The 15,901-nt window shown below is 35.5% G+C and carries 14 protein-coding genes; 4 read left to right on the top strand and 10 right to left on the bottom strand.

The features are described from left to right. Window positions 1–86 precede the first annotated feature (86 nt). The 10 genes from J582_RS13275 to gshA all read right to left on the bottom strand — a co-directional run bounded on the left by J582_RS13275 (window position 87) and on the right by gshA (window position 12,064). On the bottom strand, window positions 87–443 hold the full coding sequence (locus J582_RS13275; protein ID WP_031983400.1) for a DUF5991 domain-containing protein: 357 nt from the start codon (window positions 441–443) through the stop codon (window positions 87–89). Window positions 444–607: 164 nt separating this feature from the next. Further along, window positions 608–1,336, bottom strand: a complete 729-nt coding sequence (locus J582_RS13270; RefSeq protein ID WP_031983401.1) for an RND transporter — start codon at window positions 1,334–1,336, stop codon at window positions 608–610. 319 nt (window positions 1,337–1,655) lie between these two features. Further along, window positions 1,656–2,381 (bottom strand): SH3 domain-containing protein, encoded by a 726-nt coding sequence (locus tag J582_RS13265; RefSeq protein WP_032048044.1) that lies wholly within the window; start codon window positions 2,379–2,381, stop codon window positions 1,656–1,658. Between the two features lie 116 nt (window positions 2,382–2,497). Then, window positions 2,498–3,298: a hypothetical protein gene (locus J582_RS13260; protein ID WP_031983751.1), complete on the bottom strand. Its 801-nt coding sequence runs from the start codon at window positions 3,296–3,298 to the stop codon at window positions 2,498–2,500. Window positions 3,299–3,422: 124 nt separating this feature from the next. Next, entirely contained in the window at window positions 3,423–3,938 is a 516-nt protein-coding gene (locus J582_RS13255) for a hypothetical protein (RefSeq protein WP_031983750.1), read from the bottom strand. A gap of 26 nt (window positions 3,939–3,964) precedes the next feature. Further along, window positions 3,965–4,318, bottom strand: coding sequence for a hypothetical protein (locus tag J582_RS0104695; protein WP_031983749.1), 354 nt, complete (start codon window positions 4,316–4,318; stop codon window positions 3,965–3,967). Between the two features lie 12 nt (window positions 4,319–4,330). Beyond that, window positions 4,331–6,460: a LysM peptidoglycan-binding domain-containing protein gene (locus J582_RS0104690; protein WP_081405533.1), complete on the bottom strand. Its 2,130-nt coding sequence runs from the start codon at window positions 6,458–6,460 to the stop codon at window positions 4,331–4,333. Window positions 6,461–6,462: 2 nt separating this feature from the next. Then, entirely contained in the window at window positions 6,463–9,789 is a 3,327-nt protein-coding gene (locus J582_RS13250; RefSeq protein ID WP_031983171.1) for a type VI secretion system Vgr family protein, read from the bottom strand. Window positions 9,790–9,956: 167 nt separating this feature from the next. Further along, window positions 9,957–10,472: a disulfide bond formation protein B gene (locus tag J582_RS13245; protein ID WP_006581420.1), complete on the bottom strand. Its 516-nt coding sequence runs from the start codon at window positions 10,470–10,472 to the stop codon at window positions 9,957–9,959. A gap of 14 nt (window positions 10,473–10,486) precedes the next feature. Beyond that, the gene (gshA, locus tag J582_RS13240) at window positions 10,487–12,064 is read right to left on the bottom strand and encodes a glutamate--cysteine ligase (protein WP_031983173.1); all 1,578 of its coding nucleotides are present in this window, start codon (window positions 12,062–12,064) and stop codon (window positions 10,487–10,489) included. Between the two features lie 168 nt (window positions 12,065–12,232). On the opposite strand from gshA, the gene J582_RS13235 reads away from it, so the two are divergent. The 4 genes from J582_RS13235 to J582_RS13220 are packed head-to-tail and all read left to right on the top strand — an operon-like array spanning window position 12,233 to window position 15,900. Beyond that, the gene (locus J582_RS13235; protein WP_009503942.1) at window positions 12,233–12,772 is read left to right on the top strand and encodes a DUF924 family protein; all 540 of its coding nucleotides are present in this window, start codon (window positions 12,233–12,235) and stop codon (window positions 12,770–12,772) included. Between the two features lie 58 nt (window positions 12,773–12,830). Further along, the gene (locus J582_RS13230) at window positions 12,831–13,394 is read left to right on the top strand and encodes a CC0125/CC1285 family lipoprotein (protein WP_004884951.1); all 564 of its coding nucleotides are present in this window, start codon (window positions 12,831–12,833) and stop codon (window positions 13,392–13,394) included. A 13-nt stretch (window positions 13,395–13,407) separates the two neighbouring features. Further along, window positions 13,408–14,718 (top strand): DUF445 domain-containing protein, encoded by a 1,311-nt coding sequence (locus J582_RS13225; protein WP_004884953.1) that lies wholly within the window; start codon window positions 13,408–13,410, stop codon window positions 14,716–14,718. Window positions 14,719–14,745: 27 nt separating this feature from the next. Next, on the top strand, window positions 14,746–15,900 hold the full coding sequence (locus tag J582_RS13220; protein ID WP_031983174.1) for a pyridoxal phosphate-dependent aminotransferase: 1,155 nt from the start codon (window positions 14,746–14,748) through the stop codon (window positions 15,898–15,900). The last annotated feature ends 1 nt before the right edge of the window (window position 15,901 follow it).

Raw genomic sequence — 15,901 nt, 5'->3', positions numbered from 1 at the left:
AGGGATTGTAGAGACATAAAAAAAGCCCAACTTTTGTTGGGCTTTTTATAGAGTCTGAAATATTTTAAAAAAGAGTTTTATAACTATTATTTATCTTTAAAAAATAAGTTATCTTTATTATCTAAAACTTCATCAGAATAAAGATAGTATTTTCCTTTCTTAAAGACTACTTTTCCTAACTTTTCACCACTTTGAACTTTAAAGAAATATAGCTCGTTATTTTTCTCTTTCACTTTGCATATATAAGATTTATCAACCTGGAAGCCAGCAATAGAATACTCACACTTTTTTGGTGTGAGTGTTAAAACAGATTCTATCGTCGCAACATTACCACCCGGCAACTCTTCTGAACTATAATAATGATAAGTACCATTCCACTTATCTGTATTTGCAAATGTCTTAGCAGAAAGAGTCAGCAATAATAAAAAACAAGTTTTTTTCATTTGGTTAATTTACAAACAATCAAGTTAAATTATCATAATAAAGATAAAATATTTTATAAATCAACTATTAAAAACCAAAATTTTTAAAATTAATTCTTATCGTTATTATCATATCGAATTAACAAAAGATAGTATAGAATCAATTAAGCTCAAATGTTGAGCTTCTATTTTATTTGATGAATTTGCATAAAACCTTCATTACACTCTAAAGTTGAACCTTTTAAATTCTCACATTTAATTTTATTATCTTTTGTTAATCTAAATTTAAAACCGTCATTAACTTTATAGCCTGGTTTAAATTCTTTTGACATCACCTTCCAAACAGCAGGATTGTTTTGAACATATATAGAATTTATAGTATAAATATTTAAAGAATCATCCACAGTAATTTTCTTTATATAATTTTGATCAAGAAAATTATAATCATACTGACCTTTTTTATTTGGCAAAACACTTGTATCCATTAGTTTAACAACAGCAATTTCTTTTGCTTTTTTATTAAAAATATAAAATTTCTTTATGATATAAAAATCACCTCTTAATACATTTCCCGTATATTCTACGAAACCAATAAAATTATCATCTGAAAAATATGGTGAAATAATATATCGATTCAAACCATATATTTTATTCTGATCCAAATTATATAAATTATTTCCTTTCCTCAAAATAATACTATAAGAATGAGCATTTTCATCACTAGAATTAAAAGAATATTCTTTAGTTAGAATTTCGTAATCTTCATCTATTTTTACAGATTGGCCAAGTTCATTAATACTTTTATATCCTTGAGAAATAATACTATTTGAATCATCATATAAAATAATATTTTTTGCCTGAGTAAGGTTTGGTATTAATAAAGCTAATATTAAAAATAATTTACTTCTAGACATCCAATATACTCAATTTATCAACATAACATTATTAAATTTAAATCAATTATTTATTCAAGCTTATAGTTACGAATTCATATAAAGCAATGTTTTTTAGTTTAAAGTATTCTTAAATTCAGTACCACTTAATTTTTCTAAAAAATACTTGTTAGCAGTTTCCTCATCTACATGATTATGTGCAAGAAGGTATTCAAACTCATAATTGATGAATGGAACTATACACTCAAAGATTTGGAAGGGATTGTAGAGACGTAAAAGAAGCCCAATTTTTGTTAGGCTTCTTTAATTAACTAGCTTTTGTAGAAGAAAGAAAATATTTTTAAATTTCAACCTTCCAAGCTTTATTGGCAATTACTTTTCCATTTTTTATATTTAAAACAATATTGTAAGCTGCTGCACCAGCATTATTAAAAGTATTTAAAATATAAATATTATTATTTAAATAATATATTTTAAAATCAGCAAGCTCGTTCTTGTCACCATCTATACCATTTTTAGGAAAAAAGTATTGCTCTATATCATTTTTACCAATTTCTATTTTCTTATCTTTATCCTTAATTATGATTTTATCAAGTTGTAAAAAATCATTATTAGGTAAACTACCATCAGTACCAAAGAATTGTTTATTATTAAAATACTTATATTCACCTTTAAAAGTTTTATAAAGTTTAGGATCTAAAATAGCTTTTTTTGCATACACTTCTACTATTATATTTTTATCACTATAAACAGCTTTCTCGCTAGAATATTGAGATAGCTTAATAGAAGTGTAACCACTAAAATTATTTATTCTATTTTTATAGATAAATCCTGTTACACCATTACTTGCATTAACTAAACAAAAATTATTTGTCCCTTCATCCATCACACAAGAAACAATTTCATTACTATTTAATTTGGACGTAACTTTAGAATTTAAACTTGAATTTTCCCTTACATTCACATACCCATCTTTATCTTGAATAAAACCAAAGTCAGCATATGAAGTCTCAGTAGATCCAATCATGAAAGTGGTAAAAACTATAAATTTGAGATATTTAGTCATTCGGTATTAACTTTTATTAATAAGAAAATATTTTCAATATTACCAATTATTTATAAGCAGCAAAAATTATATTAATTTATTACTGCTTATAAGAATATATTTATATTAAAATATTTCTATTTTAAAAAATATGAATACATATCATTATTTTCAATTTTCGAAACAATATTTTTATCACCCTTTCTCTTTTCAATAATATCTTTAATTAAAAAAGGTTTATTTTTATCCGGAACCAAGGAAAAAGAATATTGAATTGGGAAATTCTCATAATTAACTTTTCCAGTTGAAGTAAAATCTTCAGTTACTTTCTGAAAATCATATACCACTTGATAGGACTTATCATTTTTATTATACTTTATGGATGATAATTTTGTAAATTTCATTGAAGCATCATTTAAACTTCTTAATTTAACATTTATTGATAAAAATAATGGATTGTATATTCCTAAATTTTTTTTATTAAATACATATATATCACTTTTAAATTTTTTTGAATCATTATTGGACCCAGGATTTGTATAACTTTCAATTGAAAAAATAGAAATATTATTATCATTATAAATAATACTAGTGCCAATTGCTCCAACATCTGAAATAACAAAAGGAAGCTTATACTGACTTTCCCCTAATAGAATTTTAGGTTGATAGCTTATAAAGTAATAATCCTTTCCTTTTATCTCATTATTATTATTCAAAACTGGATTTAGTAAAACTGTAACTTCGCCATATGGAACAATAACGATATTTTTTTTCAAATCTACATTTTTGCTGACATCAGTATATATGAAGGAAGAATTTAAAACACTCCGATACCCTAATTTGATATTTACTGGCTGATCTTGATTATTTTCTATATTAAACTCAGCATTAGCAGCATTAGTCCAAGCTAACATACCAATTAAAAAAAATTTAAACATGCAGTTTTCTCAGTCTACAAAAAATATTAGGTTTTAAATTTAAAATTTACATCAGTCAACTGAACATACTAGTTTCATCTCTTTAAGATTATTATCTGCTGTATAATTAATTGCTATATTTATTTTAGAATGGTTTTTTTGACTCTAATATCTCACCCTTCTCACTTACTTTAAAGTATTTATAAAAAATATTTTTTCCATGATAATACTTTACTTTTATATTATATTTTTCATCAATCCAAAACTCTGAACCAGTTCCAAAATTGACAGACTTCCCTGCACCATTCTTAAATACATTTAAAGCATAATTAATATTCTCCCCCTCATCTACAAAATAACTAATAAATACGACTTTATCGCAAATATTTGGTAATTTTATAATTATACCTGATTCTGTTACATCACCACCTTTTCTATCAATATATTCAAAAAAATTACTAGAAAAACTAGAAATAGCTTTACTATTTATATTTTTCACCTTACTTTTTGATGAAAAAGGTAACTGAACTGCACTAACTTTATTTAACTCATTTGATACGATCTCATTTTTTATATAGCATTTATCAGCTATATTATTAGCTGCATAAGCAGCACTAATATTAAAACATACAATTATTAATAAAATTATTTTCTTAGACACAAATATACTCACAAAAATTTAATTAATTAAAGACATTTTCTTATATAATCTTTTCTATCAAAAAGATTCATTGGAATATTATTTTCTTCATCATATGTAATGTCATATAACTTATTATCCTTCCTATCAATTCTTATCCAACCAAAAGTCGCACCATTATTAACTCCACTTTTACTTTTAACAAAAATTTTTATAAAATCTTTTTCCGAAAAATCAAAGATTATATCATCCTTATTAATACCATTAAAATCAAAATTCTTAGATGCTATTAACATCAGATCATTCTTACATTGCTTTTTTTGATCATAAGCGATTTTAGAACTTTCTGCATTGCATCCCGAAATCAGAAATAATGTAAATAAAAAAAATACAAATTTCATTATAAAACCTCTTTAAAGTTCAGTTACGATTCTTGCTTTCACTTTGCTTAATGCATTCCGATAAACTGCTTGTTTACCATCTTCTAGCGCAAACCATCGAGCATAATTTCCATTATACTTTTTAATATATTTTGCTACATATGTCATACCAACCAAAACTGAGGATACACAAACAAAAACTTTTTTACTTGTTGTTACTTGTGCATTTCCTCCTGAGCCACTTAGCCCCGCATTTTCATAAGCAGACCATGTTCCTATCGGTTTATCTGTAAACAATGAAGAATCCCATCCATAATATGGTGCTGAACCATTTTTTTCCATGCCAGGAGTACCACAATGTTGATATTGTTCTGACTTAAAGTGCCTAGTTTCCACCCTATACATTTTTTCAACAATTATTGCTATATCTTTACCATATTTCTCATGAATAACTTTTAATGCATTACGTGCATCTTCCTCATTAAAAAGTTTATTTTTCTCTTGCTTAGGTTGGACAACATTACTCGGAATAGAAATATTCCCACTACAAGATAATAAGTTTATCAAATTATTTTTCTTTACAATGTTCGCCAAATAGTCACCATTTAGATTTTCAACAGTATTTGCAAATAGCTCTTTTGATAAATATTCTTTTCCATAGCGAGTTATATCAAAATGAACCCAAGTTTTAGCACCTTCACTCTTCCCATACCAAGCTGGTTCTAAATATATTTTATTTTTAGCTCTCGCACTTGATGCATTCATAAATGTACCGAAGAGAGCTGACCTTATTAAGTTCATGTCACTCTCTTCTCTAGTGCGTTTTCCATTTTTGTTAAAATGTAGATCTAACGCTAACCCAATATGATTAACTGTAGTTCTATGCTCTCTCTGTCCATTATGACCATCGTTGTTTTCAATACAACGATATCCTGAATCAATTTTATTAAATGTGAATTCTTTGTTATGTATTCTTTTAATATAAAATAAAGTGGCTTTTAAGATCCAAATAACCGATCTATGTATACCTGAATATTCATTTGCAAAATTGCCTAATGTCCCATTTTTATTTTTATACTGTTTTGTTCTACCTGCACCAAACCCATTACATTGTTTTCCTCCACCATAATCTTTACATGGACATTTCATCGATTCAAAGTAAGAAGCTATTCCATATTCATCTCTGAATCTATCTAAGGCAGCTAAAACAGAACCACAAATCTTACCAGTGTCTGGAACCCCCATATAATCCCGTTGAAATTGTTTAATACATGTTGCTGTCAGTTCTGTAAATTCATCTGTTGGTAATGCTCCACCAAAACCTGCTAAGCGAATATTAACTTCTCTGATTAACTCACTTTTACCACTGGAAATACATTGAGGATTGGTTTTACAAATATTTGTAGTATTTGCTTTAGGAGTACCTCCATCTTGACTACGATCATCAATAGTCAAAATTTTAGAAACTGAACTTGCAGCTTCATTCAATGCTTTTTTAGTATCTTCATAAAGTTGATGTGCTTTTTCTGGAAGCCCATTTTCTTGTTTTGTTTGAGAAGAAGGATTAGCTGGTCTTTTTGCTACTGGAGCTGGGGTTGTTTTTGCACTACTAGCAGTAGGTTTATTTGTAGATTGAGCTGAGTGCTTGTGCTTAGGTTTGTCTTGGTGTGAATGATTTCCAGAAGCAGGAATATGAACTGGTAATTTAATGACTTGTCCAATACTAATCTTATTGGGATCGTCTATTTTATTTAAACGTTCTAGTGCTCGAACAGTCGTATGATTTTTTTGTGCTATTTCAAAAAGCGTATCACCCTTTTTAACAATATGTGTTTTCCTTTTATATTGTCCATTATTACCTTGATTCGTTAATGTTTTTAAATCCAAAAGGACTTTAGGACTTGTAATTTTTACAATCATTCGGTCTTTAGACATTACAAAACTTTGTACTTTAACCATTGAGCCTTTAAACATACTTTTAATATATACATCTAAAGCAGTTCCTTTATCTTGGCTGATTTCAACAATACACCCAGATGAATTTGTTGGTCCCGCCGCGATAACTCGCCCAGTTTTCTGGTTTTTTACTACATATTGTGCTTTTGAAATTGGGCTGCCAAATAAATCTAAAATTTGTATTGTAACTAATGATTTTTTATTCATTTTCAGCCCCTATCTTCAGTATTATTATCAATTCCAGAGTTATTACCATTTATGCTCTGATCTTCTAAAAAGTCATCTTCATCAAAGCTATCAATTAATAGCCCCCATTCATCATCAGAACCAATTAAAACTTGAACATTTGTTGGATCAGCACTACTAATTTTTCCTGTACGTCCATGCTCATCTACAGCCCCTGAAGTAAATGAATTTGTCTCTGGAATGAATGCCTTATAGCTAAGCTTACTAAAGTCACTTTCCCAAAATAGATCATATATATCTAAACGATTACTAAAACTTGGTGTATTAGGCATCTTAGGAACCTCATATGAAACCTTGGCCCCACTCGTAAACAAATGCTGCCCAGCTTTACTTTCAAACTTACCGCCTGTTGTTGAAAACACGCCATTGGCATTAATTTTGAGCTGTGACCCACCTGCGGTTAATACAATTTCTTTTGGACTCGTAAGCTCGATTTTATCTTCAGTAGAAATCAGCTTAATGACCTTCTTGGCAATTGCTTCAATAGCATCGTCTTGTGCTTGTAGTTCGAGCTTTCCTTTTGCTGCATAAGCGCGCAAACCTTTTTGCGCAGCGAAGAAACTAATTTTGTCTTGTGCATGCCCAATAATATTTTTCTGTGCACTCAAATTAATTGAACCGCTAGCACTTTCGGCAATATCTTGCGACGCTTGCAAAATAATATTTTCAGGTGTTGTCAAAGCAATGCCATTTGGCGATGCTAACAACATAAGGGCTTGTCTGAAGATCTTGCCTTGCTCTTGCTGTTTAGTATCGGAACTGCTTTCTAAACCTTGGGTATAACCCTCCATAAAGCCTTGTAAAGAACTCAATGCTTTAGAAGGTGACACTTCCAATTTACTGCCTTTACTAAAAGTTCCACATACACTCATTAGGTCAAAGTCCTTAGCCTCGACATTCGCTAAGACCTTTCCAACCTCTTTAATACTCTCAAATGGATTTTTATGAATACGATCTTTTATGCTGGCAAGTTTACCTTTAACGATGTCGGCACCATGTTCTTCAACGTTTTCGATGAATGCTTTTAAGTTTTCCACTGCATCTTTGGCATCGCTAAAGAAAGCATTAAATTCATCTACAACGCCTTTTGCGTTTCCGCCTAGAGCACCAATATCCTCAATAAAGCCGCCACAGCTTTTGAGTGCATGAATAGGGTCGTTATTAATGCCTTCCTTAAACAGATTTACCGTACTATTTAATGCCTGACCTGTGGTTTTTAGCTCAAGCGACTGGATGAATTTGGGTAAGCGATTAATCACGTTTAAAGCATCAGTTTGTTGCTTGGCTGCAACTTCACTGAGCATTTTCATGCTTTCATAGCCTTGTGAAAGTAAAGATTGTGCTTGTGCAGCCTCTAAATGATCTGCAATCGCTTGCTCTTGTGCATAGGTACTAATGAGCATGCCTTTACCCGCACGCACAGCTCCCCAAGCATCTGTTCTGAGCTCAAAGCCTTCACCACGGCCTTGGCTCGTCTCTTGTTCTTTTGGATGACTTAAATTACCTAAATTCAGCTGTGTTGCTGCATGACTACTTTGGAGTTGGGTACTGATTTGCCCGGTTGTGTCATCAAAACGTAATTGGTTAAAGCCACTGCCATTGATTTCCTGACTGCGAATCCCGCTCAGTTTTTTAGTTGCAGGAAGTTGCCCTTTTACATCGAACTTAGTGGGTGAGCGCTGCGCTTCATGGATGCGCCCAGTCACAAATGGACGGTCAATATTGCCGTCAAAGAAGTCAATAACAACCACTTCACCAATACGCGGCAAGAAACGTGCCCCATAACCTTCTCCTGCCCAAGGAGTCAGTACATCCACCCAAGCCGAGTCGGTATCATTGTCATTGCTACCTGCACCACCATCATGGCCATGATCATCACTACGGGTAAATAGAAAACGTACTTTAATGCGTCCCCATTCATCGACATGAATGGTTTCTCCCTCTGGTCCCACGACTTTTGCTCGTTGTGGGTAGGCAATTGGGCGATGCTGTTCTGGATTATATTCAGGCGCAGTTTTGATTTGACGGCGTATTAGAGTCAGCTCATTACCTTGACGTTCGATATCATCATAACCATTTTGATCCCAACGACTTTGGGTTAATAACTGGCTAACCTGCTGGTGTAAATCTTTAGGTAAGTTATTTTGATTATAGAAGTTTTTAGCAATGATCAAGAACTCTTGATCTGCCCCTTCATGCTGATCAATTTCAGGGTGCTCGCGTAGATTAAACCAATACCCGACTTGGCTATCGCGGACACTACTATAGGCTTTAAAGTATTTAGCCCGACTCGCATGCATGTCGGTGAAGTGCTGATTTAGTTTTTCTAATTGACTACTGCCTGAAGCCGTTGCCTGATCTTCCCCTTTTAAATCTTGCATCCAAGCCGGGCTTACATGCCATGCTTGCTCAAGACTTAAAGTGGCGGAGTCAAAGCTGTCTGAATGTGTATGCGTGGTAACAACCGAACCATTACCCTCTTCTTGTGTAAGGGCATCGGGTTGCCAGCGCTGCACATGTACCGCTGTCGGTTGCAAACTCCGTACTGCAACAAAGCCAGTAATACTATCTTGATATTCGGTTGCGCTACTTCTGTGATAGCGAATACTACGACGCTCTAAAGCCTGATACTGGCTATTGTCATCAATTAATCTTAGTTTTTGAGTTTGTATTGGCGCAGTAAAATGCGGAACAAAAAGCTCTGTTTCATCAATGAGCCAACTAATACCTTCACTTCGCCATAAACGCGTAAGGAAGTCATAGTCAGACTCATTATGCTGCATAGTAAAAGGTCGAATATCATAGTTTTGACCTAAGCCGCTCAAGTCAAGACTTAAACTCGCAGCAAACAGTGGACTTTTTTCTTGCCACTCTTTAAATAAAACTTCGGTAATTTCTACGATACTTTTATTCATAAAAACACGACTATTACGGCGTTTGTGCCATAAATTTGTCGCATCTTCTATAGTCAGCTTATAAAGCGTTAAAGCGCCATCACTTTGTCCATAACTGGCCTCAGTCACAATACCTGTAGTTCGGAACAATTGCCCCGAATCAGTGACCTGATCAACAGCGACTTGAACACCAATAAATTGCTTCAATGCAATTTGGGCATTAGTTGAAAGGCAGATCAATTCCGCCATTAGGCCACCATTCAACTGATGTTGACCTTCTATACGTTGTAAGAATATTTGGTTATTGAGTAGTTCATTAGAAAATTGTACATGGATAGCACGTTTCTGAGCATTTAGCCCTATTTTTTCCAAGACACTAAATATATTAAAAACCATTTTTTTATAATCATTAGGATATATAAACGGCTGCACTTTATAAAAAACAGAACTATCTGTCTACAAAATTATGCGTTATTTTTATCAATTTTTCTTATATTTTCACTTGTTCGAATATGATTAAAAAAAGCCCAACTTAAGTTGGGCTTTTTTTAATCATATTAAATTCACTTTTTAGCAGTCTTAAATGCCGGATAAAAACGGAATAACTGCCATAAACAGACCAGTAAAAGTAAAAGGAAATAAACCAAAGACCATACTGGTAAAGACTGACCTAAAAAAGTCCAGTCAATTGCAGCACACTCACCTGAACCAGAAAGGACTTCTTGTAAAACTGCTTTCATGGGTAGTGCATCGATTAAATAATTTAAACCTGGTCCACAACTTGGTACTTGGTCTGGTGGTAAATGCTGTAGCCAAACATGACGGCCTGCCACGCCCACTGACCATAAAATTGCAATGCCTGCTAAAAATGCATAGAAGCGTTTAACCGCATTAGAAACTGGGTTATGCAAAAATGCAATGAGCGCCACAAACCCCATTGCCATTAAGCCAACACGTTGAAAAATACAGAGCGGACATGGCTCTAACCCTTTTACATGTTCCAAATATAACGCAAAAGACATGCCGACAATGCTTGCCAGTACAAGCAGTCCACTCACCAAACGGTAACTTAATCGCATGTAAAACCTCATTTTTATCTATATTGTTCAAGATATTGATCAAAACTGATCTGACTATCTTGTTCAAGTTGTTCTTGCTGATGTAAAGATTGTGCAGCCAATTGTTCAAAATATTGCAAAGTCTCTGCACTGATTTCATGCTTTTCATAACTTTCAGCATGCATCTGTGCCATATGACTGCCAAAGCTCCAGGTTCCACCATGCTTTAACGTGTCATCAATCACATGCGCAGATAGTGTTTCATCTACTTCATCAATACGTTCTTGCATCACGGCCAAAGCCGAGCTGTACAGATCTGTCGCATAGGTCTGATCGAGTAACTTGGCACAATCCTGCATATTAGAAATGTGCTGACGTGCCCAATCTTCAATATGGTAAGACCCGTTTAAATCAGTAATCGTCGCATTTGGCGCTCGGCCACGATTGACCACTTCTGTCTGGTTCTTCTCAATCAAATCTTGCTCGGGACATAACAACTCAGGGCTACCACTGAGTAAGCAATAAAGCGCCAGTGCCTCAAGGAAACCAGCCGTTGTTTCATTTACACCAATTGGTGAATATGGATTTACATCCACTGCACGAAGTTCAACATAACCCACTCCTCGATTTTGCAAGGCCTGAGAAGGTGTTTCTCCCGCGTGCGGGACCTGTTTTGGACGCACGAGACTGTAATATTCATTCTCGATCTGTAAAACATGATCATTAATTTGCAACGGTTCACCAGAGGCATCATTTAACCCTAAACGGCTAAATGGCGGGTAAGGAGAATGTACTGCTTTTTGTAAACCAGCCAGATAACCAGATAAGTTGTTGTAATGGATACCTAAACTCTTTTGTGCCGAGTTTTGGTAGCCTAAACGTCCCATCCGTAATGCTGTAGCATAAGGTAAATAGTATGACCCTTTGATTAAAGGCAACAAATGATGTTCATGTCCGGTCAAGAAACAACGACAAACCGATGGACTCGCCCCGACTAAGAACATAACCAGTGGGGTCAGACGAATAAAGTTACGAATAAGCCCAAAATAACGGTGGCTACGATAATCTTGCAGACTGAGTGCTTTTAATTTTTCGTCAGTTTCATGTTCCTGCAAGGCAGAAAAAAGTGAATCAGGGAAAGATAAATTATAGTGGACGCCCGAAATGGTCTGCATACGGCGACCATAACGAATACCCAAACCACGGCGATAAAGCGTTTTAAAGCGACCAATATTAGAAGTACCGTATTGAGCTAAACGAATTCGTTCTTCGTTGTCATCTAGCATACATGGCATAGACAACGGCCAGAGCTTTTCACCATTTTCTAAATGACGGTGTACAACCGCATGAATATCGGTGAGTTCATGCAAGGCATCACCAATCGTTGGCTGTGGTGAAGTAATAAACTCCATCAACGCTTCTGAATAGTCAGTCGTAATTTTTGGATGTGTTAAAGCTGAACCTAATGCCTTTGGATGTAACTCTTGTGATAAGAACCCATTACTTTGCATACGTAGGCTTTCACGTTCTATTCCACGTAACATGCCTTGTAGTAGCGACGAATCCACCCAAGCAGGAATAACTGATTGAGATGGTGTAGTGGGTTGACTCATGCATTTGCTCGCTTATAAAAGATCACTATATACAAAATCGTGACATGATATGGATGTTGATATGATCACATCATTTCGGTTTGGCAATTTTTATCACAATCTTGTTATTTAAGACACGAAAGAATTGTGATTTTATTGAAGAATAATTGCTAAAGAGTTGTCAATATCATGAACGATCAAGACATTTTAAACTTCTGGTTTTCACCTGAACACCGTTCACTTTGGTTTGCAAAAAGTGATGATTTTGACAAAAAAATCCGTGATCAATTTGCAGATATTCATCAGCAGGCAACTCGAGCAGAACTTTGGTCTTGGCGGAAAACCCCAGAAGGTCGTCTTGCAGAGATTATTGTGCTAGATCAGTTTTCTCGCAACATTTATCGTGATCAACCTGAATCTTTTGCATATGACAGCCTCGCTTTAGCACTGTCACAAGAAGCAATTAGCTTACAACTCGATGCACAGCTTAATCCTGACCAGCGCTCATTTTTGTATATGCCATTTATGCATAGTGAATCAAAATTGATCCATGAGTTTGCTTTAAAGTTATTTCAACGCCTCGGCAATGAAATTAATTTAAGCTTTGAGAAAAAGCATAAAGTGATTATTGATCGCTTTGGACGTTATCCTCATCGCAATGCCATCCTTGGACGTGTTTCAACACCAGAGGAAACCGAATTTTTACTAGAACCGAACAGTAGTTTTTAAGACTTCTCTTTTTTAATGCTGAGTCATCCATTCTTCCATGCTCAGCTGGGAGTTCACCATGAAATATCTCTCTCTTTGTTTAGCTTTAGGCACTGCCTTAACTCTAAGTGCTTGTTCAACTATACCAAGCAAACCAAAAACCTTCGATCAGCTTGGCCAGTTTTCAGCCTATCCGTTAAATGCTCAAACGTTTCGAATCAGTTTCCAAGCTGACTCAAACATGAGCTATGGAACAGCTGAAGAAATTACTTTAGTGAAATCAGCACAAACGACCGTACAAAAAGGCTTCCGCTTTTTTAAAGTACAAAATGACCCAAGTAATCAAAGCCAAAAACCACCTCGTCAGGCTGTGGTTTATCCAGCTGCACCGAGTTTTTATCCGTATGGTTATGGGCGTCGTTATCCGGGTTTCTGGCATGATCCGTTCTATGATTTCCCACAAGTGGTCAATATCGACCCTGTTCAAGTGTCGTATACTATTGAATGTTATCGGGATCAAAAGCAGGCCCCTCAAGACGCTTTTGATGCAACGTTAATTCTCAAATCCATCGGACAAAAATATGGCTTAAGTCCGACAGGAGAGTTGTTGCCACCGCCTGAACCGCCAGTAAAACAAAAATGAATAGGATGACTGTATGAATATGGCAGAAGAAGTACACCATGCACCCAATCTGAAGCGCAGCAAATATTTCGCTACCATGGCGCTGGTTATTGTAGTAGTGCTGTGGATTGGGTTATTGATTGCCAATCGCTTTCTGCCTGAGTATACAAACTTAATTCATATTTTGATGTTAGGTGCGGAAGCTGGCGTAGTGGGTGGACTAGCAGACTGGTATGCGATTACCGTTTTGTTTCGAAACCCATTTGGTAAGCTTCCTATCCCTAAATTTTTGCGGGATCATACCGAAATTATTCCGCGCAATAAGGCCCGTATTGCAGAGTCAATGGGCCGCTTTGTGCAGGAAAACTTTCTGTCACCTCAAGTGGTAGAGCGAAGCTTAGAAAAAACTGACCTAAGCCTTGCCATTGGTCAATGGCTAGCAAGCCCACAAAACAATACGCAAGTGGTACAGCTTATTCAGCAAACTGTACCTAAAGTTTTTGAATTTGTGAGCCAAGAACAAATTGCCAATTTCGTGCAAAACAACAGCGTGCAATGGGTGCGTAACACTCAAGTCAATAAACTTGCGAGTGAAATGCTGCGTGCAGTATTGGAGAATGATTTCCACCAAGATGTATTGCAGCGTGGTCTCGATATCGCGCATGAGTGGGTGGTACAAAACCCGGATAAAACTCGTGAATTAACCCGAAAAATGTTTAAAGCACTGGGTGTCTGGTCACTTGCAAAAGGTGCAAGCTGGATTGGTATTGATGTTCAGCAGCGCACCATCGATTCATTGGTGGAAAAAGTAGAATCCATGCTGGCCGACCACGAGCACCCATGGCGACAGGAAATTGAAACTATTGCCCATTCGCTTATGCTGGAGCTAGCAAATCCTGATAGTGTTGCCAGTCAACGCTTAAATAGCGGTAAAGATGCGCTACTAGATAGCCCTCAAGTCCTAAATTTCATTAGTGGTGCTGTCACTATTTTATGTGATGCCATTAAAGAAGATTTAATGAAAGAAGACTCTGGTATTGCAATGAACCTCAGAGCTGCCATTCAGCAGTTGGGTGAAAACCTTGTTCAAAATGTAAAAGTACGTGAAGTTCTCAACAAAGAAATGACAGGACTTGCCATGAACTTTACGGACCAATATAGCCATAAAATCATACGCTATGTGAGTGAGCGCATTCATGAATGGGACTCACGTGAAATGATTGGAAAAATTGAAAATGAAGTCGGTGGTGACTTACACATGATTCGTGTCAACGGTGTTGTGGTCGGTGCATTTATCGGTTTAACTCTAGGTGTAATTCGCGCAGCGATTGAATCGATTTTATAACGTTAATAATTATCTTAAGAGAATAACATGCTACAGCTTCAGTCAAAATTGCCCGCACAAGGGGTAACTATTTTTAGTACCATGACGGCAATGGCACAGCGCTTAGGTGCACTTAACCTTTCACAAGGTTTCCCGGACTTTCCTGCACCGCCTGCTTTGCTCCAAGCTCTAGCTCAGGCAACTTTGGCTGGACATAACCAGTACCCACCTGGTGATGGCATTCTCGCGCTACGTGAACAGCTCGCTTTACAGTTTCAGCAGCGTGATCAAATTCAACTTGACCCTATCACAGAAATTACAATCACCCCTGGCGCGACCATAGCAATTTTCTGTGCCATACAAGCCTGCATCAATGCAGGTGATGAAGTCATTATTTTTGATCCGAGTTATGACAGCTATGGACCTTCTGTCGAGTTAGCAGGCGGTAAAGCTGTTCGTATTGCTCTACAAGCACCTGACTTTAAAGTGAACTGGCAACAAGTTAAAGATTTGATTAACGATAAAACCCGTATGATTGTGGTGAATACACCCCACAATCCAACTGGCACCATTTGGGAAAAACAGGACTGGTTAGAACTTATTGAACTGATTCAAGATAAAAATATTTTGGTTTTATCCGACGAAGTCTATGAACACTTAGTTTTTGATGGTCAACAGCACTTTAGCGCGTTGCATTTTCCAGAGCTTAGAGAACGTAGTTTTGTGATTGGCTCTTTTGGAAAAACCTTTCATGTGACAGGCTGGAAAACCGGTTACTGTGTTGCTGCACCTGAATTAATGCGTCTATTCCGGCAAATTTATCAATATGCAAATTTCTGTGGTACGACCCCTTGTCAGATTGCGCTTGCGCAATATATGCAGCAACATCCAGAACATATTCAGGAACTTTCACAGTTTTATCAGACTAAACGAGATCGTTTTAATCAGGCAATTCACAATAGTCGTTTTTTATTTAAACCATCTCAAGGGACTTATTTCCAAAACCTTGATTACAGTCAGATTAGACCCGACTTAAACGATGTTGAAATGTGCCAGTTTCTTGCCGAGCAACATAAAATTGTGGCTATTCCTGTTTCAGTGTTTTACCAACAAGCACCTGAGTCTTTACGCCTGATTCGTTTCTGCTTTGCTAAAAATGATGAAACATTGCAAAAAGCAGGAGAAATCTTGAATGAATGTTAAT

It is taken from the genome of Acinetobacter sp. 1566109 (genome assembly GCF_000582255.1).
In the GTDB taxonomy this organism is placed as follows: domain Bacteria; phylum Pseudomonadota; class Gammaproteobacteria; order Pseudomonadales; family Moraxellaceae; genus Acinetobacter; species Acinetobacter nosocomialis.
Note: the sequence above shows the minus strand (reverse complement) of the source record. Positions and strands in the feature narration are given on the sequence as shown.